Consider the following 21,483-nt stretch of genomic DNA (forward strand, 5'->3'; position numbering starts at 1 on the left):
TCATGCGCATTTCCAGCCGTTTCTTCCAAACCATGGGGGTCAATTCGATCCTCGATCAGCAGGTCAAGCTGAGCAAGACGCAGAACCAACTGGCCAGCGGCAAGCGCATCCTGACACCGTCGGACGATCCTGTCGCCACCAGTCAACTGATGCAGTTGCGGCAGACGGAAAACACCGTGAAGCAGTATCAGGCCAATGCCGACGCGGCAGTCAACCGCCTGTCCACGGAAGAGGGCGTGCTCGACAGCGTGACCACCCTGCTGCAGCGCGTACGCGAGCTGTCGATTCAGGCGGCCAATGCCACCCAGACCAACGACACTCGCAGGTTCATCGCCTCTGAAGTGCGCCAGCGGCTGGAGGAACTGGTGGGATTGGCCAATACCAAGGACGGCAACGGTGAATATCTCTTTGCCGGAAGCAAGGGTTTCACCGAACCCTTCGTGCCCAATGCCGCCGGCGGTTACGACTATTTCGGCGACGACAACCAGCGCTTCCTGCAAATCGGCGACGGGCGCCAAGTGGCCGACGGCAATCCGGGCTCCGAGGTGTTTCAGCTGATCCGCAACGGTAATGGCACCTTTGTGACCGAGGTGAACCAGGACCCGCTCAATCCTAATCAGGGCACCGGTGTTATCGATGGGGGCAGTGTGCAGGGGAGCTTCATCCCCGCCCTGACCAATGGCGTCAATGGCTATACCCTGCGTTTCATTCAGGCGGCCCCCACGGATCCGATAACCTATGAGGTGTTTGAAACGGGTGATCCTACAGAGACGCCTATCACACTGGCCGATGGCACGACGGTGGGGACTTATGTTGATGGCGAGCCTATCGCCTTTCGTGGTGCCCTGATCACCGTGACCGGCACGCCAGTTGATGGTGATACCTTCACCATCCGCTCCAGCGAGTATCAAGATATTTTCCAGACCCTGAGTGATTTTGTGCGCACCCTGGAGACATCCGTCAATACGCCTAGTGCTCTGGCACAGCTCAACAACAACATCGGCAGTTTTCTGTCGAATATCGAGCAGGGAATGAACAATATCCTCACCGTGCGCGCCAGCGTCGGCGCCCGCCTCAATGCCATCGATGGCCAGCGCTATATCAATGAGGATCAGTTGCTGCAAACCACGCAGATCATTTCCTCCGTCGAAGATCTGGATTACGCCGAAGCCGTCAGCCGCCTGAATCTGCAAATGGCCGGATTGGAGGCTGCACAGCAGACCTATCTCAAGGTGCAGGGGCTTTCACTGTTCAATTATCTCCGTTAACCTTCTTTCACTGGGGTGGCGTGCCGTAAAGCGACAATGTTATCGTCACGATACACAAAAAAAGGGGGGGGAGTGGGGGAGCAACGAACGGACGCAGTAGATGCCATTACAAAAGCGCTGAATCTGGCAGTGCAGTGTCAGACGGCGGGTGATCTGCGTGCGGCCGAGGTATTGTACCGCAAGATACTCGAATCCAGTCCGGCCCATCCCTCTGCATTGCACAATCTGGGTATACTTCTGGCACATTCGGGCCGCCTTGAGCAAGGTCTGGCTCTGCTCGAACAGACAATCAAGCTACGTCCCACCGAACCCTCCTATCACTTCAACCGTGCCGTCGTCCTGCAGAATGCAGAGCAGCTTGCCGCAGCAGCAGACAGTTACCGCGCCGCCATCGGCCTGCGTGCGGATTATCGCGAAGCCTGGGAAAATCTCGGTGTCGTACTGCTCGACAGCGGGGACTTTGCCGGCGCCATTGCTGCCTGCACCAGGGCGCTGGATATCGACCCCAGTTCTCTCATCGCACACCGCAATCTGGCCAGCGCCTATGTGGCCGTTGGCCAGCGTGCAGCAGCGTTGACGCAGATCGAGCAGGGTTTGTCTTTTTATCCTGCCAATGGCGATTTGCATATGCAGCGCGGCGTCGAATTGCTGGCTGCGGGGCGGTTTGCTGAGGGTTGGCATGAATATGAATGGCGCTATAACGCCATGCTTTCCCTCAATGCCACACCGCCGCGGCGTGTGCCATTTCCGAAGTGGGGCGGTGAACCGCTGGCGGGCAAGGCGGTATTGGTGTATGGCGAACAGGGCATCGGCGATGAAATCATGTTTGCCTCCTGCATACCGCAGCTGGTAGCAGGCGTGGGGCGTTGCGTAATCGAATGTGAACCGCGCTTGTTGCCACTGTTTGCCCGCAGCTTTCTCGCATGCGAGGTGATGGCGCGCGAGCGTATGGATTCCTTCGTCTGGCGGCCGTCTCTCGGAGCCATCGACTACCGCATCTCCAGTGCCAGTCTGCCAATGTATTTCCGGCGTGACGCCGCCGCTTTCGGGGATGGCGCCGCATATCTGATCGCCGAACCCCAACAGGTGGCGCAGTGGCGTGACCGTTTTGCCGCCCTGGGGCCTGGGCTCAAAATCGGCATTTCCTGGCGCGGAGGGGCGAGCGCACGCATGAAGGCTGCCCGCTCCCTGGAACTGACTGCATTGTCGCCTTTGTTCAAACTGCCGGGCGCTACATTCATCAGCCTGCAATATGGCGATATTGCCGCCGAGGTGGCGGTCAGCGGATTGCCGCTGCAGGTATTCGAGCAGATCGACCCGCTGCATGATATGGATGGCTTTGCAGCAGCGTTGAAGGCGCTGGATTTGGTGATTTCGGTGGATAATTCCACTGTCCATCTGGCGGGAGCGCTGGGCGTCGAGACCTGGGTGTTGCTGCCGCTCGCGGCGGACTGGCGCTGGTTTGCACGCGAGACGGACAGCCTGTGGTACCGTTCCCTGCGGCTGTTCCGCCCGAAGGTGCCGGGAATGACGGGATGGCAGGCCGTGATCGCTGAGGTGGCTGCCGCGCTGGCGGCACGCGGTACTGGCATGTTGCACGAAGAGACAGCCTTGCACACCGCTGCTTTGCGGCAACCCTATCATGAGGTAGCGCAGTCTGACGGTCCGCGTGTCTTGCTCCTCAATGACACCAGCTACTGGTATCACTGGGGCTGCACGGGGACCTCCCTCGCCCTGCACGAGGGGTTACGCACGGCGGCGGGCGCGCTGCTTTCCGTTCCCATCAGGACCATGCAGCATCTTGCGGCGCTACCGGGACGCCCGGAGCAGTTCGACGATGAGGCGATCTATGCACGTTTCCGCGCCGCCAACCCGGCGTTGCTGCGGATGCTGGAGGAGACGGAGCGGGTAGTGGTCAACGGTGAGGGGTCACTACACGGCAGGAGCGCACTGGTGCTGGGCCTGCTGTATACCGCATATATCGCCAAGACCCGCCTGGCGCGCGAGGTGCACATTGTCAATCACTCCTGTTTCCCCACCGATGACAGGCCGCTGCAGGGTGATCCGCTGACAGGACTGTATGCACAGGTGTATCGCTGCATGGATCGGGTGGTGGTGCGTGAACGCCTGAGTGCGCGCACTGTCACTGCCCTGGGGGCTCAGGCGGTACAGGGATTCGACTGTTTGCCGCTATTTATCGAGCGCCACTGGCCGGGGCGGCACACGGATGGGGGCGGGCGGGTGGTCATCGCCGGCTCGGTGTCCTGGACGCCTGCTATGCTGGATGCGGTAGCCGGACTGGTCGACAGCCTGACCAGACAGGGGTTGGGTATCGACGTGCTGATCGGCGCCAATGCCTGGATGGCGGTGGACGATGTGGAGTTTGCGGCTGCCTTTCGGCGCCGCTGTCGTGCGGAATACCGTTTGCTGACGGCGTATACCGAGCAAGAGTGGCTGCACGCCATTGCCAGTGCCCGCCTGCTGGTCTCCGGACGTTTTCACCACACTATTGCCGCTGCCTTTCTGGCAACCCCCTTTCTCGTGATGACCAGCAATACCGGCAAGATTGATGGTCTGGTCGACATGCTTGGACTGGAGGCGAGTGTGGTTCACTGTACGGCGCCGACCGCTGCCGTGCTGGTGCAGCGGGCGCAGCACCTGCTGGATGACCCTGCCCCCGCCTTACTCGGCGCGGCGCGGCGGGCGGAGTTGCTGGCAATGGCACGCCTTAATTTCGATGCCGCGTGAATGATGGCGTGTAACGTCCAACTAATTGATTATAAGGAAGCTCTGAATAAGTTCAGAGCTTCCGCGGCACAGGGATGTGCCGCCAATTTTCAACGACGATAAGTCGTTGAAAATCGAAGCCAAGCGAAAATCACACTTTTCGATTGGCGTGGTTTTGTCCACGGATGGACTTATGTCGCGGAGCCCAGGGACGGGCGGGAGCGACCTGAGAAGTCCAGGATGGACTTATTCAGACCTTCCATAAAATAAATCTATACCCAGATTTCGCGCTGAATTTTTTTCGCCCCGCCCCCTAAAGCTTTCCTCCCCCAGGTCGATAAATTGACCGGAAGCGGTGAATGCCCAAGCAACAGCAGGCGGCATATCCGCTAATGACAACCCCGCCCGCCCCTGCCAAGCAGGGTGGACCGGGCGACCAGAGGAGACGCAATCATGCCTCAGATTATCAATACCAACATGATGTCGCTGAATTCCCAGCGCAACCTGAACACCTCGCAGAATGCCCTGCAGATATCCCTGCAGCGCCTGTCCTCCGGCCTGCGCATCAACAGCGCCAAGGATGATGCTGCCGGTCTGGCCATTTCCGAGCGCTTCACCACCCAGATCCGCGGCCTGAACCAGGCCGTGCGCAACGCCAACGATGGCATCTCCTTCGCGCAGACCGCTGAAGGCGCCCTGTCCACCGTCGGTAATGCCCTGCAGCGTATCCGCGAACTGGCGGTGCAGTCTGCCAATGACACCAACTCCGCCTCCGACCGTCAGGCGCTGCAGAACGAAGTTAGCCAGCTGATCGCCGAGGTGAACCGTGTTTCCGCGGCCACCGAATTCAACGGCCAGAAGATCCTCGACGGCTCCCTCAGCAACCTGGTGTTCCAGGTAGGCGCCAACCGCAACCAGACCATTACCGTCGATGGCGTGGATGCCCGTGGCTCCCAGCTCGGTGCCGCCGTGTTGGAAGGCAACAGCGTCACCCTGAGCGACATCACTGGCGTCAATGACGGCACGGCCATTGCTGCCGGTGATTTCAGCGATGTGACCATCAACGGCGTCAGCGTCGACCTGAGCACTGCCACCAGCCTGGATGAGGTAGTCGCCGCTATCAATGGCGAGTACGGCGCTACCGGCGTGCAGGCCGTTCGCTCGCAGACCGTGACCACCGACGAGCTGGCGTTCGTCACCCCCAGCGCGGGTGAGAGTATGACCGTGAGCATCAACGGCGTGGCCATTTCAGTCGCTGCGGGTGATGCTGTGACCGACTTCATCGATGCGATCAACGCCCGTACCAACCAAACCGGCGTGACGGCGGAAGCGGGTGCTGGTGGCACCTTCGTGCTGAGCTCCAACGCGGATATCACCATCGAAGTAGCGACTGCTGATGACACCGCTTCTGTGGCCGGCTTGGCTGACGGCGAGCAGGAAACCTACCTGCGCGGCATCGAGCTTAACGCCGAGGTGGGTACGACCATCACGGTGGCCGGCACCGATGTCAGCACCCTGCAGCTGGATAATGACTTCGGCGGTAACCCACTGGCAACGGTGGACTACACCCTGAACGCGGTGGACATCACCACCCGAGACGGTGCCACCGAGGCCCTGCGCACCCTGGATCTGGCCCTGCAGCAGGTGAGCGGCCTGCGCTCCGAGCTGGGTGCGGTGCAGGTTCGTTTCGAGTCCACCATCTCCAATCTGAGTGTGTCTGCGGAGAACATGACGGCTGCCCGCAGCCGCATCCAGGACGCCGACTTCGCGGTGGAGACGGCGAACCTGACCCGTGCCCAGATCCTGCAGCAGGCAGGTGTGGCGATGCTGGCTCAGGCGAACCAGCTGCCGCAGAACGTCCTGTCGCTGCTGCGTTAAGGGTGGAGCGGTAAGTGAGTAGAAGGGGCGGGGACAGTCGGATGATTGTTCCCGCGCCTTCATAAGGAGAGGTGAATATCATGCCTACGGACATCACATTCCAGGCCAATATTTCGCCGAGCAGCCCTGCCCGGTCGGCCCCGGTCGTCGTCAAGACAGCCGGGGTTGCCGGCGTTGATGCCGCGCAGCAACAGGCAGCAGCGGTTGCAAATACTCCCCCCACCGAGTCCGCCAGCAGGGAGCACCTCAGGGAGGCCATGAACAAGGTCTCCAGCTACATGCAAAATGTGCAGCGCAACCTCAATTTCTCCATCGACGAGAGCACCGGTCAGATGGTGGTCAAGGTCATCGATGCGGAGAGTGAGGAGGTCATCCGGCAGATACCTTCCGAGGAGATGCTGGCCCTGGCGCGACACCTGAACGAGTTGAACGGCGAGTCGGTGAGCGGGCTGTTGATGCAGTCCAAGGCTTGATTGGCATAAATGTTGCCTGACTCAAGTGCATAAACACGGAAAGTCTGATTCTTGACGGCGGCCGCTCGCGGCCGCCACCTTTCCGTGCCAGAGTTGTTTGACACCGAGAGGTAGGGTTCATGGCTTCCATCACTTCCCCCGGCATCGGCTCCGGCTTGGACGTGGCGGGCTTGGTCAACAAGCTCGTCACTGCGGAAGGGCAGCCGGTGGCCAATCGGCTGGATCGGCGCGAGGCCAAGCTGCAAGCGCAACTGTCGGCCCTCGGCAATGTCAAATCTGCTTTATCTACCTTCAAGGGCGCGTTGGCCAATCTGACCACTATCGCGTCGTTCCAAAAGCGCACCGCGACGTCCAGCAATACCGAACTGTTCACCGTGGCCGTGGCCGGCAGGCCGGTGGCGGGTTCCTATGATGTCGAGGTTCGGTCGCTGGCACAGGCCCACAAACTGGCGTCGGTGGCCTTCGACGAGGCGAGTTCTGCCGTGGGGACGGGGACGCTCACCTTCCAGTTCGGCGACCCCACCAAGCCGGCGCAGACGGTCGCCATCACCGATGAAAACAATTCCCTCACCGGTGTGCGCGATGCGGTGAATGCTGCCAACATCGGTGTGCGCGCCACCATTGTCAATGGCGATGATGGCTTTCAATTGGTGTTCAGTGCGGAAAGCAGCGGCATCGACAACAGCCTGCGCATCTCCGTGGAGGAAAGTCCTGCCGACGGCAGCAATACCGACATGAACGGCCTGTCGCGTCTGGCGTACAACGAGGACGCCTACAACATGACGCAGACGGCCGCGGCCAAGAATGCCGAGGTGTACATCGACGGTATCAAGGTGAGCAGCGCCACCAATACGGTGAGCGACGCCATCGCCGGCCTGACCCTGACGCTGAAGAAGGAGGAGGCGGGGACCAAGGCGACGCTGAACGTCGCTCTCGACAAAAACTCGGCGACCACGGCGGTGGAGGGGTTCGTCAATGCCTTCAACAGTTTGGTGGGTACCTTCAATCAGTTGAGCGGCTATAACGCCGAAACCAAGCAGGCGGGCGTCCTGATCGGCGATTCCAGCCTGCGCGGCGTGCTCAGCCAGCTCCGCAGTGTACTGAGCAGTCCGGTGAGCGGCCTGGATGGCACGTACCGCGCCCTGGCCGACCTCGGCATCAAGACCAAGACGGACGGCACGCTGGAACTGGACAAGGCCAAGCTCACCGCGGCGTTGGACAGCAATTTCGACGACATCGGCCGCCTGTTCGCGGCGACAGCCACCGCCACCGACTCGCTGGTGAGTTACACCAGTTCCACTTCGGCGACGACCGTGGGCAGCTATGCGCTGTACATCACCCAGGCGGCCACGCGCGGCAGCTATGTGGATGCCGCATCGTCGGTATCGAGCCTGGTGGTCGACGGTAGCAACAATACCTTCAAGGTTTCGGTGGATGGCGTCAGTTCCGGCACCATCTCCCTGACGCAGAAGACCTACGGTTCCGGGGCGGAACTGGCGGCCGAATTGCAGAGCCGCATCAACGGCGACAGCGCGCTGCGCGATGCCGGTGTGTCGGTGCTGGTCAGCTTTGACGGCACTCGTTTTACCTTCACCTCCGAACGCTACGGCAGCGCGTCCAAGGTGGCGATCACCGAGGTGGGCATCAATGGGGCCGACATCGGTTTGACCACGGCGGGCACCAGCACGGACGGCGAGGATGTGGCCGGCACCATCGGCGGTATCGCAGCCACCGGCTCCGGCCAGTACCTCACGGGTACCGGTGCGGCGGAGGGATTGAAGATGCTGGTGCAGGGGGACACCACCGGCGACCGCGGCAGTGTGACCTTCACCCGCGGTGTGGCGGACCGTCTCAGCAGTCTGCTGGATGGTTGGCTCGCCACCGACAGTTTTCTGAATGCACGCACCAGCGGTGTGCAGTCACAGATCGACGACATCGGCAAACAGCGCGAGGCGCTGGCGGCGCGGCTGGAGGCTTTGGAGGCGCGCTATATGAAGCAATTTACGGCCCTCGATACCTTGATGGCGCGCATGCAGTCCACCAGCAATTGGCTGAGTAATCAACTGGCGGCCCTCCCGGGGGCGTATTCCGGCTCTAACAGGGGCTAAGGACGTTCGCGGTATCGTTCCCACGCTCTGCGTGGGAATGGCAGGAACGGCTCGACGATAAAACGGGGGATGAATTTCCGCGACCTGCTAAGGAAGGTCTGAATAAGTCCATCCTGGACTTTTCAGGTCGCTCCCGCCCTCCCTGGGCTGCGCGACATAAGTCCAACCGTGGACAAAACCACGCCAAGCGAAAAGTGTGATTTTCGCTCGGCTTCATTTTTCGACGAGTTATCGTCATTGAAAATTGGCGCCACATCCCTGTGCCGCGGAAGCTCCGAACTTATTCAGAGCTTCCCTAAGGAACTTCTGCAAAAGTCCCCGATCTGATCTTGCAACCGCATGACCGGAGCCGAGGACGGGGAAAATGAAACAACTGAGCATGACCACGGGGTTCGAGAAATACACCAAGGCGACCAAGCGCCAGGCGTTTCTGTCCGACATGGACCGCCTGCTGCCGTGGGCGGAGCTGTGCGCGCTGATAGCGCCGCACTACCCGCAGGCCGGTAACGGCCGGCCGCCGAAGGAGCTGGAGATGATGCTGCGCATCCACTTCCTCCAGCAGTGGTTCAATCTCTCGGACCCGATGGCCGAGGAAGCCCTGTACGACTCGCTCAGCATGCGCGCCTTCGCCGGCATCGACCTGGGCGAGCATCCGGTGCCGGACGAAACCACGATCTGCCGCTTCCGCCACCTGCTGGAGCAGCATGGCCTGGGTCGCAAGCTGTTCCAGCAGATGCACCAGTACCTGCAACGCCATGGCTTCAAGCTGGGCACCGGCACCATCGTCGATGCCACCCTCATCAGCGCCCCGTCCTCGACCAAGAACAAGGACCAGCAGCGCGACCCGGACATGCACCAGACCAAGAAGGGCAACCAGTGGTATTTCGGCATGAAGGCCCATGTCGGTGTCGACCACCGCACCAAGCTCATCCACTCGGTGGTGGCCACCGCCGCCAACGTCCACGACTCCCACTGCCTGCCCGACCTGCTGCACGGCGATGAAACCCGCGTCTGGGGGGATTCGGCCTATCAGGGCCAGACCGAGGTCATCAAACAGCATGCGCCCAGGGCCCGCGACCTCACCCACCGACGCTACCGCTACAAGGGCTGGGTCGACGAAGCCGAACGGGCGAAGAACCGCCTCAAGTCCACCATCCGGGCACGGGTCGAACACAGCATCGGTGTCATCAAACGGATATTCGGTTTTGCCAAGACCCGCTACCGGGGATTGGAGAAGAATGCCAACCGCCTGTTTGTCACCTGTGCCCTGGCCAACATCTACCTGGTGCGCAGGCAGCTGCTGCGTACTTTGCAGGCGTAGTGCCGATGCACTACGCCAAATGCGGCTCACGGGCCGCCGGGATGAGCAAATACCGGCGCTGCCGGTGCGATTCGGCGCGTGATGACTCGCTGATATCGACGATTTGCTCATATTGGATTACTTGTTCAGAGCATCCCTAAATTTTCCCACGCCATGGCCGATAAACCGGACAGTGCAGCAGGTAACGCAACCATCAATACCGAGGTGAATGAAATGACGTATGCAGAAGGTCGCCGCGCAGCCCAAGCCTACGGTTCCATGGCCGTGCAGACCGGTGTTGAAGCCGCCACGCCGCACCGTCTGGTACAGATGTTGATGGAAGGTGCGCTGGAGAAGATGGCCGCCGCCCGTGGTCACATGCAGCGCGGCAATATCGCCGATAAGGGCGCCAATATCAGTTGGGCCATTTCCATCATCGAGGGCATGCGCGCCAGCCTGGATCTGGAGGCCGGCGGCGAGATCGCCCGCAACCTGAATGACCTCTACGACTACATGGGCCGCCGCCTGCTGGAGGCCAACCTGCGCAACGATATCAATGCGCTGGAAGAGGTCATGGCCCTGTTGCGCGAAATCAAGGCCGGTTGGGACGCCATCCCGGGCCTGCTCGGCCAGCAGTGATGTCCAATCACAGCCGCCAGCAGCAGTGGGAGGCCATTGTGGCGCAGAGCCGCCGCATGCAGGCGCTGGCGCGGGAAGGGCAGTGGGACGAGGTGGCGGTGCTGGAGGTGCAGCGACGTAGCGAAATGGAGGCGTTTTTCCAACGCCAGGTTTCCGCCGATGAGGCCGTCTTTGTCGCCGAGGGGATCCGCGAGGTGATGGAACTGGATCGCGAGACCATGGTGCGCTGTGCTGCGGCCCGCGACGAGGCCGGTAAGCAGGCGGGTGTCATGCAGCAGGGACGGCGCGCCGAGGCGGCCTACAACAGCAACCGCTGACTGCATCTTGCTTCCTGGCAATAGAGGCCCGCGTCGCGGGCCTTTTGTTTTATGGTTTTATCGTTCCCACGCAGAGCATGGGAACGATAAAACCCCGTTGCCACTATCGTTTCCATGCTCTGCCCGTAGGCGCGATCTGGCGCAGCGGTAGCGGGCATTGTGTTTGTCGGGTACGGCTGCGCCATCCCTGGCCGACTTCTTTTCTCGCCAAAAAATTGACATGTAATACGACAGTATTTATCGTGTCGAAACAAAGCCTTCGATAACAAGGGGAGCAGGATGGCAGGCGAGTCGGTGTGGCTGGTGGAACCGGATGCGACGCGGCGCGGGCAGTTGCGGTTGTTGCTGGAGTTTCTCGGGCTGGGGCCGGTGGTGGAGGCGGAGGTCGGCCAATGGCGCAAGGCCGATCCCGCCCAGGTGCGCATGGTCCTGCTGGGATACACGCCGGATAGCGGTTCCGAGATTGCGGACCTGCGCGAGTGGTCGCTCACTCTGCCCATCGTTCTCATCGCCGCGCCGGCTGATTTTGCTGCCGACGTGCAGGGGCGCATCGACTTTCCCCTGACCTATGAGCAACTGTCCACCGAGTTGTACCGCGCCGATGCCTGGCGCCGGGCCGCGCTGAGCGGCGCTGCGCCGCGCGTGCCCGAGCTTTCCCGTGCCCTGGTCGGCAACACCCCGGCCATCCAGCAGGTGCGCCGCCTCATCGAGCAGGTGGCGGAAACCGATGCCAATGTGTTGATCCTCGGCGAGTCCGGCACCGGCAAGGAGGTGGTGGCGCGCAGCCTGCACATGCTGTCGCCGCGGCGCGAGCGGGCCTTCGTGCCGGTGAATTGCGGCGCCATCCCTGGTGATCTGCTGGAGAGCGAGCTGTTCGGCCACGAGAAGGGCGCTTTTACCGGCGCCATCAACACCCGTCAGGGCCGTTTCGAGCTGGCCGAGGGCGGTACGCTGTTTCTCGATGAAATCGGCGACATGCCGCTGCCCATGCAGGTGAAGCTGCTGCGCGTGATCCAGGAACGCACCTTCGAGCGGGTAGGCAGTAATCGCAGCATCAGTGCCGACGTGCGCCTGGTGGCGGCGACCCATCGCAACTTGGATTCCAATATCCAGGATGGCCGCTTCCGCGAGGACCTATACTACCGCCTCAACGTGTTTCCCATCGAGTTGCCGCCGCTGCGCGAGCGGCGCGACGACATCCCTCTGCTCATCAACGAATTCATCATCCGCCTGGAAAAAATGGGCCGTGGCGCGGTGCGCCTTACCCCCGGTGCCATGGGCTCGCTGCGCGACTACCCCTGGCCGGGCAATGTGCGCGAGCTGGCCAACCTGATGGAGCGGCTGGTGATCATGTTCCCTAATGGCCTGGTCGATGTGCGCGACCTGCCACCCAAGTACCAGATAGAGGGGGCGCAGCCCATCGAGGTGCTCCTGCCCGAACCGGTCGCGGCACCGGCGGCCGGCGCTACAATGCCGCCACCCGCCGCCACACCGGCCCGCCTGCCAGCGGAGGGTATCGATCTCAAGGAGTATCTGGCCGAGTTGGAGCTGTCCTTCATCAACCAAGCCCTGGACGATGCCGATGGTGTGGTGGCGCGCGCCGCCGAGCGCCTCGGTATGCGCCGCACCACCCTGGTAGAGAAGATGAAGAAATATGGCATGCAGCGCGGGGAATAGAGGAACGTTGAACCTGAATTGCAGTTTCTCATCGTTCCCACGCAGAGCGTGGGAACGATAAAAGCAGAGTGTGGGAACGATACTAGAATAGCGGTACAAGGAGGTCTTATGTCTCATCCCGCAGAACGTATGGCGACCTATGAAGACCTGCTCCAGGTACCGGAAAACCTGGTGGCGGAGATCATCAACGGCCGTCTGGTGACCAGCCCGCGCCCGGCACCGAGGCATGCCAGGGCCAGCTCCTTGGTGGGGGTCGAATTGGGTGGTCCGTTTGATAAGGGCAGCGGTGGCCCCGGCGGCTGGTGGATACTGGATGAGCCGGAACTGCACCTGAGCAGTCATGTCTTGGTACCCGATCTCGCCGGTTGGCGCCGGGAGCGCATGCCCAGCCTGCCCACCACCGCCTGGTTCGAGCAGGCGCCGGACTGGATTTGTGAAGTCCTTTCCCCTTCTACCGCCCGTGCCGACCGGGTGGAAAAACTGCCCCTCTATGCCGCCGCCGGCGTGGCTCATGCATGGCTCATCGACCCGGACCTGCGCACCCTGGAGGTGTTCGAGAACCGTGACGGTCTTTGGCTACTGCTGGCCGCCCACGAGAACGATAACCGCGTGCGTGCCGTACCGTTCGATGCGGTGGAGATCGCCCTCGGCGGCCTGTGGGTGGATTGATGTTTTTTTGACGCCCGCTTATTTGTTGTTTCAACTCTTTGAAATAAATAGACAAATAATTAAGGCACAATGTTTGCTTCGGCGTTGGTGTATTCACCGGTAACGGAGCGGCACATGGCCTTTTCCCTTCCTTCCAGCACAGCAGCGGCACTGCAGGACCAGTGGGCGGATACCTATCGCCTGCTGGAGCAGCGCGTGGCCGCACTCACGGCGGAGCTGCACGAGTTACGCAGCGAGCGCCTGGCGCAGCTGGCGGAGAAAGAGGTCCTGGCACGGCGTCTGCAGACTGTGTTGAACGCCTTGCCCGGGGCAGTGGTGGTGCTCGACGGCAACGGCCGGATCGGCAGCCACAATCAGGCCGCCGTGCAGTTGTTTGGCGAGCCGCTGACCGGTATCGCCTGGCGCGCGGTCATTGCCCGTTGCTTTGTGCCGCAGACGCCCCCGGCCGCGGATCTGGTCCTGCATGATGGCCGTATCGTCACCCTGTCGACTTGTCCGCTCGGCAGCGAGCCGGGCCAGATCTTGCTGTTCCAGGACGTTACCGAAAGCCGCCGTCTGCAGGAACATTTACAGCGCCAGCAGCGGCTGCTTGACATGGGACGCATGGCGGCCAGCCTGGCCCACCAGATCCGCACGCCGCTGGCGGCGGCACTGCTGTATGCCTCGCAACTCAAGCATCCTGCGCTCAGTGACGACAAGCGCGAACGCTTTGCCGAGCGCACCGTCGCCAGCCTGCAACAGTTGGAGGGACTCATCGCCAACATGCTGCACTTTGCTCGCGGTGGTGTGAGCGGCAGCGAGCTCCTGGCAGCAGATGAATTGCTGCACGAGTTGCACACGACGCTGGAAACCCAGGTGGCGGGCCGCAATGTAGAGTGGCGCAGCGAGGCCACTGACCTCCATGTGCGCGGCAACCGCTCGCTGCTGCTCAGCGCCTGGCTGAACCTGGTCAACAATGCCTTGCAGGCGGCGGGCGAGAGCGGACATCTCGAGATCTTTTGCCGCGCCGCGGCAGGCGGTGGCGTCGAATTCGGTGTGCACGACGATGGCCCCGGTGTGGCGCCGGAGATGCAGGCACACCTGTTCGAGCCGTTCAGCACCACGCGGCCGCGCGGCACCGGTCTGGGGCTCGCCATCGTGCGTGCCGTGGCCCAGGCCCATCACGGCGAGGCCTGGTACCGCTCGGTGCCGGGCGATACCACCTTTGCCATGCGTCTGCCTTTGGTGCCGGTGGAACGCGTGGTTGAAGAGGGGGCGCGCCGTGCCTGTGTTTGAGAAAAAGGCACGAGGTACGAGGTGCGAGGTGCGAAGGATGGGTGATCATTCGAACCTTGTCCCTCGCATCTCGTACCTGTGTTCTTGAGGTGAGGACGATGGAACAACGCATACTGGTGGTGGAAGACGATAAAGCGTTGGCCGAGGCGTTGACAGAGACGCTGGAACTGGAGGGCTGGCAGGTTTCGCATGCGGCGGATGGTATGGCAGCCCTGGAGCGGCTGGCGCGAGAGGACATCGCACTGGTATTGAGCGACGTACACATGGAGCGCATGGACGGCCATGCCCTGTTGCTGCGCCTGCGCACCGAACGGCCCGAGCTGCCGGTAATTCTGATGACCGCCTATGCCACGGTGCAGAAGGCGGTGGCCGCCATGCAGCAGGGCGCGGCCGACTATCTGGTCAAGCCCTTCGAGGCCGAGTTGCTGCTGGAGACGGTGGCGCGCCATCTCGGCAGCACCACGGCGGATGGTGATGAACCGGTGGCCGAGGACCCGTCCAGTCGGCGCCTCCTGCGCCTGGCACAGCGGGTGGCCGATTCGGAGGTCACCGTGATGCTCACCGGCGAGAGCGGCACCGGCAAGGAAGTGGTGGCGCGCTACATCCACCGCCATTCGCCGCGTGCAGCGCGGCCCTTTGTCGCCATCAACTGCGCGGCCATCCCCGAGAACATGCTGGAAGCCACCCTGTTCGGCTACGAAAAGGGCGCCTTCACCGGCGCGCACAAGAGCATGCCGGGCAAGTTCGAGCAGGCCCAGGGCGGTACCCTGCTGCTGGACGAGATTTCGGAAATGGAACTGGGTCTCCAGGCGAAACTGCTGCGCGTGTTGCAGGAGCGCGAGGTGGAGCGTCTCGGCGGTGGCAAGCCGGTCAAGCTCGATGTGCGCATCCTGGCCACTTCCAACCGCGACATGCGCGCCGAGGTGCAGGCCGGGCGTTTCCGCGAGGATCTGTATTACCGTTTGAATGTGTTCCCGCTGCACCTGCCGCCGCTGCGCGAGCGCCGCGCAGACATCGTGCCACTGGCCCGGGCGCTGCTGGCGCAGCTGGCGCGCAAGATGGGACGTCCGGTGCCGCACCTTGCGATCACGGCGCAACGGGAACTGGAGCGTTACGACTGGCCGGGCAATGTGCGGGAAATGGACAACCTGCTGCAGCGCGCCCTGATCCTGCAGGATGGACTCGAGATCCGCCCGGCGGATCTGATGTTCGAGGTTTCTCCGCCGGAGCCGGTGGAGGCGGTCGCGCCGGGACAGGCGGTGGATTTCAGCGCCGCCATGCAGGAGCGCGAACACCAGATGATCGTCGAGGCCCTGCGTCAGGGCAGCCGCCAGGCCGCCGCCGAGCGCCTCGGCATCAGTCCGCGCACCCTGCGCTACAAGCTGGCGCGGTTGCGCGAGGCGGGTTACCCGCTCTGATGGCCTGATCGGAGAGCTTTCTTTCCCTGTACTTGCCGCGCCCCTCTCGAGGGGCGCGGCGGCGTTTTGTCATCCGCTTGGAGTATCCCCCGTTTTTCCGTTTTGCCGGTGAAGTTGGCCCGCTATATGCATTAAGTGCTCATGTGACGATATCGCGGCACTGGCCCGAGGTAGAAAAATCATGAACACTATCGATACCAGTCAATTACTTACGCAATTGCGCGCGGCGGCCGCCGCGGCCCGCGGCAGCACTGCCGAGAACCCGGCGGCGGCCTCCGGTGTCAATTTCTCGTCATTCCTGCGCGAGTCCATCGGCCAGGTGAACGCCCTGCAGCAGCAGTCGGCGCAGATGAAGACGGCGGTGAGCATGGGCGACACCTCGGTGTCGCTGGTGGACACCATGATCGCCTCCAGCAAGGCCGAGCTCGGTTTCCAGGCCATGGTCCAGACCCGTAACAAGTTGGTCGAGGCCTACCAGGAAATCATGCGCATGCAGGTCTGACCCTGACCCCTGATTGATGGCGGATACGAAAATGGAACTGGTGAAAGCTGACAATGTGACCGCGCCGTTCGAGGGCTTCGTCAATCTGCCGGCGGTACGGCAGGTGGGACTGATGTTCGGTCTGGCGGCGAGCGTGGCGCTGGGTGTGGCGGTAGTGCTGTGGTCACAGGAGCCCAATTACAGCGTGCTGTATGCCAACCTCGGCAGCAAGGATGCTTCCCAGGTGATGGATGCCCTGCAGAAGCAGGGGGTGCAGTACAAACTGGATGACAAGACCGGCGCCCTGCTGGTGCCCACCAGCGTGGTGCACGAACTACGTCTGCGGCTGGCCGACGAAGGGCTGCCGCGCAGCAGCGGCGCCGGCCTCGACATCCTGCAGCAGAAGCAGGAGTTCGGTGCCAGCCAGTTTCTGGAAACCGCCCGCTATCAGCACGCCCTGGAAGGTGAACTGGCGCGTTCGATAACCACCATCAATAGCGTGGAAAACGCCCGTGTACATCTGGCCCTGCCGAAGCAGACGGCCTTCATTCGCGAGCGCCAACAGCCCAGCGCCTCGGTGCTGGTGTCCCTTTATCCCGGCCGTACCCTGGAAGAGGCCCAGGTGGCGGCGATTACCCATATGGTGGCCTCCAGCATCCCCAATCTGGAGCCCGGTCGCGTCACCGTGGTGGATCAGAGTGGCCGTCTGCTGAGCAGCAAGCCGCCCACCAACGCGGCGGTGAACCAGGAACAGTTCGAGTACACGCGCAAGCTGGAAGACAGCTATATCGCCCGCATCGAGAATATCATCGCCCCCATCGTCGGCACGCAGGGCGTGCGCGCCCAGGTATCGGCGGAGGTGGATTTCACCGTCACCGAGCAGACCCAGGAGAGCTACAACCCCGATCTGCCGGCGCTGCGCAGCGAGCAGGTGTATGAGGAGCGTTCGGCCACCGAGGGGGCGCAGGGCATACCCGGGGCGCTGACCAATACGCCACCGGCGACGCCGGCCGTGCCGGAGCGCGCTGCCGGTCAGGCGGGGGCCGCCGCGGGCGTGCAGACGGGCCGCAGCCTGAACCGCGCCACCAAGAATTACGAGTTGGATCGCACCATCAGCCACAGCAAACTGGCCACCGGCCAGGTGCGCCGCCTGTCGGTGGCGGTGGTGGTGGATGATCGTCAGTCCATCAACCAGAATGGTGAAGTGGTGCGCGAGCCGCGCAGCGCCGAGGAAATGGAGCGCATCGCGGCCCTGGTACGCGAGGCTGTGGGCTACAACGCTCAGCGCGGTGATACAGTCAATGTCATCAATGCCTCGTTCCAGACCGCCCAGGCTGTGGAGCCGCTGCCGGAGCCGCCGCTGTGGAAGCAGCCCTGGGTGATGGATGCCGGCAAGCAACTGCTGGGTGCGCTGGTGGTGATCCTGCTGCTGTTCGGTGTGTTGCGTCCGCTGTTGCGCGCCCTGGCCACCGTCAAGCCGCCCCCGGCGCCGGTGGCGGAGCACGGCATGAGCGAGGATCGCCTGACCCTGGGTGGCCCCGGTGGGGTGATGCAGTTGCCGCAGCAGAATACCTACGAAGGCAATATCGCCATGATTCGTGACATGGCGCGCCAGGATCCCAAGCATGTGGCGCAGGTGGTGAAGACCTGGGTCTCCGGCGATGAGAAGTAACTGGGTGCTGAATCATGGCTGAAAAAAAGACCAAGCTGAGCGGTCCCGAGCGCGCCGCCATCCTGATGATGGCGGTGGGCGAAGATGTGGCGACGGCCATCATGAAACACATGGGGCCGAAGGAGGTGCAGCGTATCGGTGAGGCGATGGCATCGACCTCCAACGTCTCGCGCGAGCAGGTGGAGGATGTGGTGGCCACTTTCGCCGAGACCTTCGGTAACCAGACCGCCATCGGCGTCGGCTCCGAGGAGTATTTGCGTAAGATCCTGGTCAACTCTTTGGGTGAGGACAAGGCATCCGGACTCATCGACCGTATTCTCCTCGGCCGTTCGTCCAAGGGGCTGGAGGCGCTGAAGTGGATGGAGCCGCGTTCCATCGCCGAGGTGGTGCGTCTGGAGCATCCGCAGATCATCGCCATCGTGTTGTCCTATCTGGACGCGGATCAGGCGGCGGAGGTGTTGAGCCTGCTGCCGGAAAACATGCGTGCCGACATTCTGATGCGTATCGCCAGCCTGGACGGCATTCAGCCCAGCGCCTTGCAGGAGCTGGATGATATCCTCGACAAGCAGTTCTCCGGCGCCACCGGCAACCTCAAGTCGTCCAGCGTGGGCGGCACCAAGACCGCGGCCAATATCCTCAACTTCATGGATACCGCCATCGAGGGGGCTATTCTTGATCGGGTCAAGGAAGTCGACAGCGAGCTGGGGCAGAAGATTCAGGATCTCATGTTTGTGTTCGACAACCTGGCCGAGGTGGACGACCGCAGCATCCAGGCGCTGTTGCGCGAGGTATCGTCCGATACCCTGATCATTGCCCTCAAGGGGGCCGATGCGGCGGTGACCGAGAAGGTTCTGAAGAACATGTCCAAGCGTGCCGCCGAAATGTTGCGTGACGACCTCGAGGCGCGTGGTCCGGTGCGTCTGTCCGAAGTGGAGGCAGCGCAGAAGGAAATTCTCGCCATCGCGCGTCGCATGGCCGAGGCGGGCGATATCTCCTTGGGAGGCGGTGGTGATGAGTTCGTCTAAGGTCATCAGCGCCGACAGTCTGACCGCCTACGAGCGCTGGGAGTTGCCCGAAGTCGATGGGCCCGGTGTGCGTCGTGCCCGTGTGGAGGACATGGATGCCTCCGCCGTGAAGCCACTGACCGCCGAGCAGCTGGAACAGATCCGGCACGAGGCGCAGCGCGAAGGCTTCGAGACCGGTCGCAGGGAGGGGCTGGCCGCGGCGCAGAAGGAGGTGCGTGCCATGGTGCAGCGCCTCACCCAGATCATCAATGCCTTCAGCAACCCGCTGGAGGATGTCGATGCCAAGGTGGAGCAGGAACTGGTGAGTCTGGCCATCGCCGTGGCACGCCAGATCATCCGCCGCGAACTGAAGACCGACCCGGGCCAGGTGGTGGCCGTGGTGCGCGAGGCGCTGGCGGCCCTGCCGGCGGCGGCACGCCGTGTCACCATTCATCTGCATCCGGAAGACGCTGCGCTGGTGCGCGAGACGCTGCCGTCCGCTGGCGAGGAGAGCAACTGGCGCATCGTCGAGGATGCGCGCCTGAGCCGGGGTGGCTGCCGCATTCATGCCGAGCATTCCCAGATCGACGCCACGGTGGAGAAGCGTATCGCGGCCATCGTGACCCAGTTGCTGGGGGGCGAGCGTGCCACCGACAAGACGACCGAGGATGAGCATGATGCTGCGCAGTGAGCGCTGGTCAGCTGCCCTGCAACGCGCCGGGCGTCAGCTTGGCGAGGTGCAGACCCTGATGGTGGAGGGGCGCCTGACGCGCATGATCGGCCTGACCCTGGAGGCCGTGGGACTGCGCGCGAATATTGGCGCGCGCTGCCTGGTGGAGTCTGCCGACGGCGATGCCATCGAGGCCGAGGTCGTGGGCTTCGCCGGTGAAAAGCTGTATCTGATGCCCACCGGTCCGATCCGCGGCATTGGCCCCAATGCGCGGGTGATCCCCACCGGGCGCAGCTACGACGCGGCGGTGGGGGACGCTCTGCTGGGGCGCGTCATCGATGGCGCCGGCATGCCGCTGGACGGCAAGGGGCCTATCGAGACCACGGCGCGCATACCGCTGTCCGGTCGTCCCATCAATCCCATGGCGCGCCGTCCGATCCGCGAACCGCTGGATGTGGGCGTGCGCGCCATCAACACCCTGCTCACCGTGGGCCGCGGTCAGCGCATGGGGTTGTTCGCCGGCAGCGGCGTGGGCAAGAGTGTGTTGCTCGGCATGATGACGCGCTTCACCACCGCCGAAGTGGTCGTCGTCGGTCTCATCGGCGAACGCGGCCGCGAGGTGAAGGAGTTCATCGAGAACATCCTCGGCGAGGAGGGTATGGCCCGCGCCGTGGTGGTGGCGGCGCCGGCCGACGCCACGCCGGTGATGCGTTTGCACGGCGCTTCCCTGGCCACCAGCGTGGCCGAATATTTCCGCGATCAGGGCCGTGACGTGCTGCTGCTGATGGACTCCCTCACCCGCTATGCCCAGGCGCAACGCGAGCTGGCTCTGGCCATCGGCGAGCCGCCGGCCACCAAGGGTTATCCGGCCTCGGTATTCGCCAAGCTGCCACAACTGGTGGAGCGTGCCGGCAACGGCGATGTGGGCGGAGGTTCGATCACGGCGTTCTACACGGTGCTGACCGAGGGCGACGATCAACAGGATCCCATCGCCGATTCGGCGCGCGCCATACTCGACGGCCACGTGGTGCTGTCGCGCCGCCTCGCCGAAGCGGGGCACTACCCGGCCATCGATATCGAGGCGTCCATCAGCCGCGCCATGACCGAGATCACCCAGCCGGATCACCAACAGGCGGCACGCAGCTTCAAGCGCATCTATTCCACCTACCAACAGAACCGTGACCTGATCAGCGTCGGGGCCTACGTGAAGGGCTCCAATCCGCAGATCGACGAGGCGATCCGGTTGTATCCGAGCCTGACGCAGTTTCTGCAGCAGGGCATCAACGAACCGGTGGATTTTGCACAGAGCATGCAGGATTTGACCACAGTGATGGAGAGTAGCGTGCCGCAGGGCGGGACGCTGGCGCGGCGCTAAACAGAAATCTCTGCGCGCGGCGCGGAAAGTTGAGCAAGGGCGGTAGACACGATGACCCGTTCGAAACGCATGCAGCCGGTGCTGCGCATCGCCGAGATGCGCGAGCAGGATGCGGCCAAGGAACTGGGCGATGCGCAGCGCATGTTACAGGAGCAGGAGGACCGTCTGGCCGAGTTGCGCGCCTATCAGGCGGAATACGCGCGCAATTTTCAGGAACAGGGGAGTGCCGGGATCAGTGCGGCACGGTTCCAGGAGTTCCATCGCTTCATGGCCAGCCTGAACCAGGCCATCGAGCAGCAGCAACAGGTGATACAGAACGCGGCCCGTGTCTGTGCCCAGAAAAAGCAGCTTTGGCAGCAGGCCTACGGCAAGAGCAAGAGCCTGGGCAAGGTGGTGGAGCGTTATTGCGAGCAGGAGCAGTACGAGCAGGGGCGGCGCGAGCAGAAGGCTGCCGACGAAATGGCCCAGCACGGCGCCCGCGGCAGGTTGGGGCGCGACGAGGAATAAACGCACGGTGGCACACGATTTGCTG

18 protein-coding genes are annotated in these 21,483 nt (G+C 62.8%); all 18 read left to right on the forward strand.

Annotation, left to right across the window (positions count from 1 at the left end):
• Positions 1-2 precede the first annotated feature (2 nt).
• The 18 genes from flgL to fliJ all read left to right on the forward strand — a co-directional run bounded on the left by flgL (position 3) and on the right by fliJ (position 21,458).
• Positions 3-1,268, forward strand: a complete 1,266-nt coding sequence (flgL, locus tag EP379_RS04815) for a flagellar hook-associated protein FlgL (RefSeq protein ID WP_127476408.1) — start codon at positions 3-5, stop codon at positions 1,266-1,268.
• A gap of 15 nt (positions 1,269-1,283) precedes the next feature.
• Positions 1,284-4,016, forward strand: coding sequence for a tetratricopeptide repeat protein (locus tag EP379_RS04820; RefSeq protein ID WP_127476410.1), 2,733 nt, complete (start codon positions 1,284-1,286; stop codon positions 4,014-4,016).
• Positions 4,017-4,448: 432 nt separating this feature from the next.
• Complete coding sequence (locus tag EP379_RS16795) at positions 4,449-5,873, forward strand: flagellin N-terminal helical domain-containing protein (RefSeq protein ID WP_127476412.1); 1,425 nt, start codon at positions 4,449-4,451, stop codon at positions 5,871-5,873.
• Between the two features lie 80 nt (positions 5,874-5,953).
• Positions 5,954-6,346: a flagellar protein FlaG gene (locus EP379_RS04830; protein ID WP_127476414.1), complete on the forward strand. Its 393-nt coding sequence runs from the start codon at positions 5,954-5,956 to the stop codon at positions 6,344-6,346.
• Between the two features lie 119 nt (positions 6,347-6,465).
• Positions 6,466-8,454 carry a flagellar filament capping protein FliD gene (fliD, locus tag EP379_RS04835; protein ID WP_127476416.1) on the forward strand — a complete coding sequence of 663 codons (1,989 nt, stop codon included), beginning with the start codon at positions 6,466-6,468 and terminating at the stop codon, positions 8,452-8,454.
• Positions 8,455-8,818: 364 nt separating this feature from the next.
• Entirely contained in the window at positions 8,819-9,775 is a 957-nt protein-coding gene (locus tag EP379_RS04840) for an IS5 family transposase (RefSeq protein ID WP_127475565.1), read from the forward strand.
• A gap of 213 nt (positions 9,776-9,988) precedes the next feature.
• On the forward strand, positions 9,989-10,393 hold the full coding sequence (gene fliS, locus EP379_RS04845; RefSeq protein WP_127476418.1) for a flagellar export chaperone FliS: 405 nt from the start codon (positions 9,989-9,991) through the stop codon (positions 10,391-10,393).
• A complete protein-coding gene (locus tag EP379_RS04850) occupies positions 10,393-10,710 on the forward strand; it encodes a flagellar protein FliT (protein WP_127476420.1) in 318 nt (105 codons plus the stop codon). The genes fliS and EP379_RS04850 overlap by 1 nt, the downstream gene beginning before the upstream one ends.
• Positions 10,711-10,989: 279 nt before the next feature.
• Positions 10,990-12,387, forward strand: a complete 1,398-nt coding sequence (locus EP379_RS04855; protein ID WP_127476422.1) for a sigma-54 dependent transcriptional regulator — start codon at positions 10,990-10,992, stop codon at positions 12,385-12,387.
• A 108-nt stretch (positions 12,388-12,495) separates the two neighbouring features.
• The gene (locus EP379_RS04860) at positions 12,496-13,056 is read left to right on the forward strand and encodes a Uma2 family endonuclease (protein WP_127476423.1); all 561 of its coding nucleotides are present in this window, start codon (positions 12,496-12,498) and stop codon (positions 13,054-13,056) included.
• A 114-nt stretch (positions 13,057-13,170) separates the two neighbouring features.
• Positions 13,171-14,331, forward strand: a complete 1,161-nt coding sequence (locus EP379_RS04865; protein ID WP_172600380.1) for a two-component system sensor histidine kinase NtrB — start codon at positions 13,171-13,173, stop codon at positions 14,329-14,331.
• Positions 14,332-14,429: 98 nt separating this feature from the next.
• Positions 14,430-15,749: a sigma-54-dependent transcriptional regulator gene (locus EP379_RS04870; protein WP_127476425.1), complete on the forward strand. Its 1,320-nt coding sequence runs from the start codon at positions 14,430-14,432 to the stop codon at positions 15,747-15,749.
• Between the two features lie 181 nt (positions 15,750-15,930).
• Complete coding sequence (fliE, locus tag EP379_RS04875; RefSeq protein WP_127476426.1) at positions 15,931-16,251, forward strand: flagellar hook-basal body complex protein FliE; 321 nt, start codon at positions 15,931-15,933, stop codon at positions 16,249-16,251.
• A gap of 31 nt (positions 16,252-16,282) precedes the next feature.
• Positions 16,283-17,902: a flagellar basal-body MS-ring/collar protein FliF gene (fliF, locus tag EP379_RS04880; protein WP_127476427.1), complete on the forward strand. Its 1,620-nt coding sequence runs from the start codon at positions 16,283-16,285 to the stop codon at positions 17,900-17,902.
• 14 nt (positions 17,903-17,916) lie between these two features.
• The gene (gene fliG / locus EP379_RS04885; protein WP_127476428.1) at positions 17,917-18,927 is read left to right on the forward strand and encodes a flagellar motor switch protein FliG; all 1,011 of its coding nucleotides are present in this window, start codon (positions 17,917-17,919) and stop codon (positions 18,925-18,927) included.
• Entirely contained in the window at positions 18,914-19,597 is a 684-nt protein-coding gene (locus EP379_RS04890; RefSeq protein WP_127476429.1) for a flagellar assembly protein FliH, read from the forward strand. The genes fliG and EP379_RS04890 overlap by 14 nt, the downstream gene beginning before the upstream one ends.
• The gene (gene fliI / locus EP379_RS04895) at positions 19,575-20,951 is read left to right on the forward strand and encodes a flagellar protein export ATPase FliI (RefSeq protein WP_197722859.1); all 1,377 of its coding nucleotides are present in this window, start codon (positions 19,575-19,577) and stop codon (positions 20,949-20,951) included. Before EP379_RS04890 ends, fliI begins: the two co-directional genes overlap by 23 nt.
• A gap of 51 nt (positions 20,952-21,002) precedes the next feature.
• Positions 21,003-21,458 carry a flagellar export protein FliJ gene (gene fliJ, locus EP379_RS04900; protein WP_127476431.1) on the forward strand — a complete coding sequence of 152 codons (456 nt, stop codon included), beginning with the start codon at positions 21,003-21,005 and terminating at the stop codon, positions 21,456-21,458.
• Positions 21,459-21,483 lie beyond the last annotated feature (25 nt).

The organism is Sulfurivermis fontis, from assembly GCF_004001245.1.
In the GTDB taxonomy this organism is placed as follows: domain Bacteria; phylum Pseudomonadota; class Gammaproteobacteria; order Thiohalomonadales; family Thiohalomonadaceae; genus Sulfurivermis; species Sulfurivermis fontis.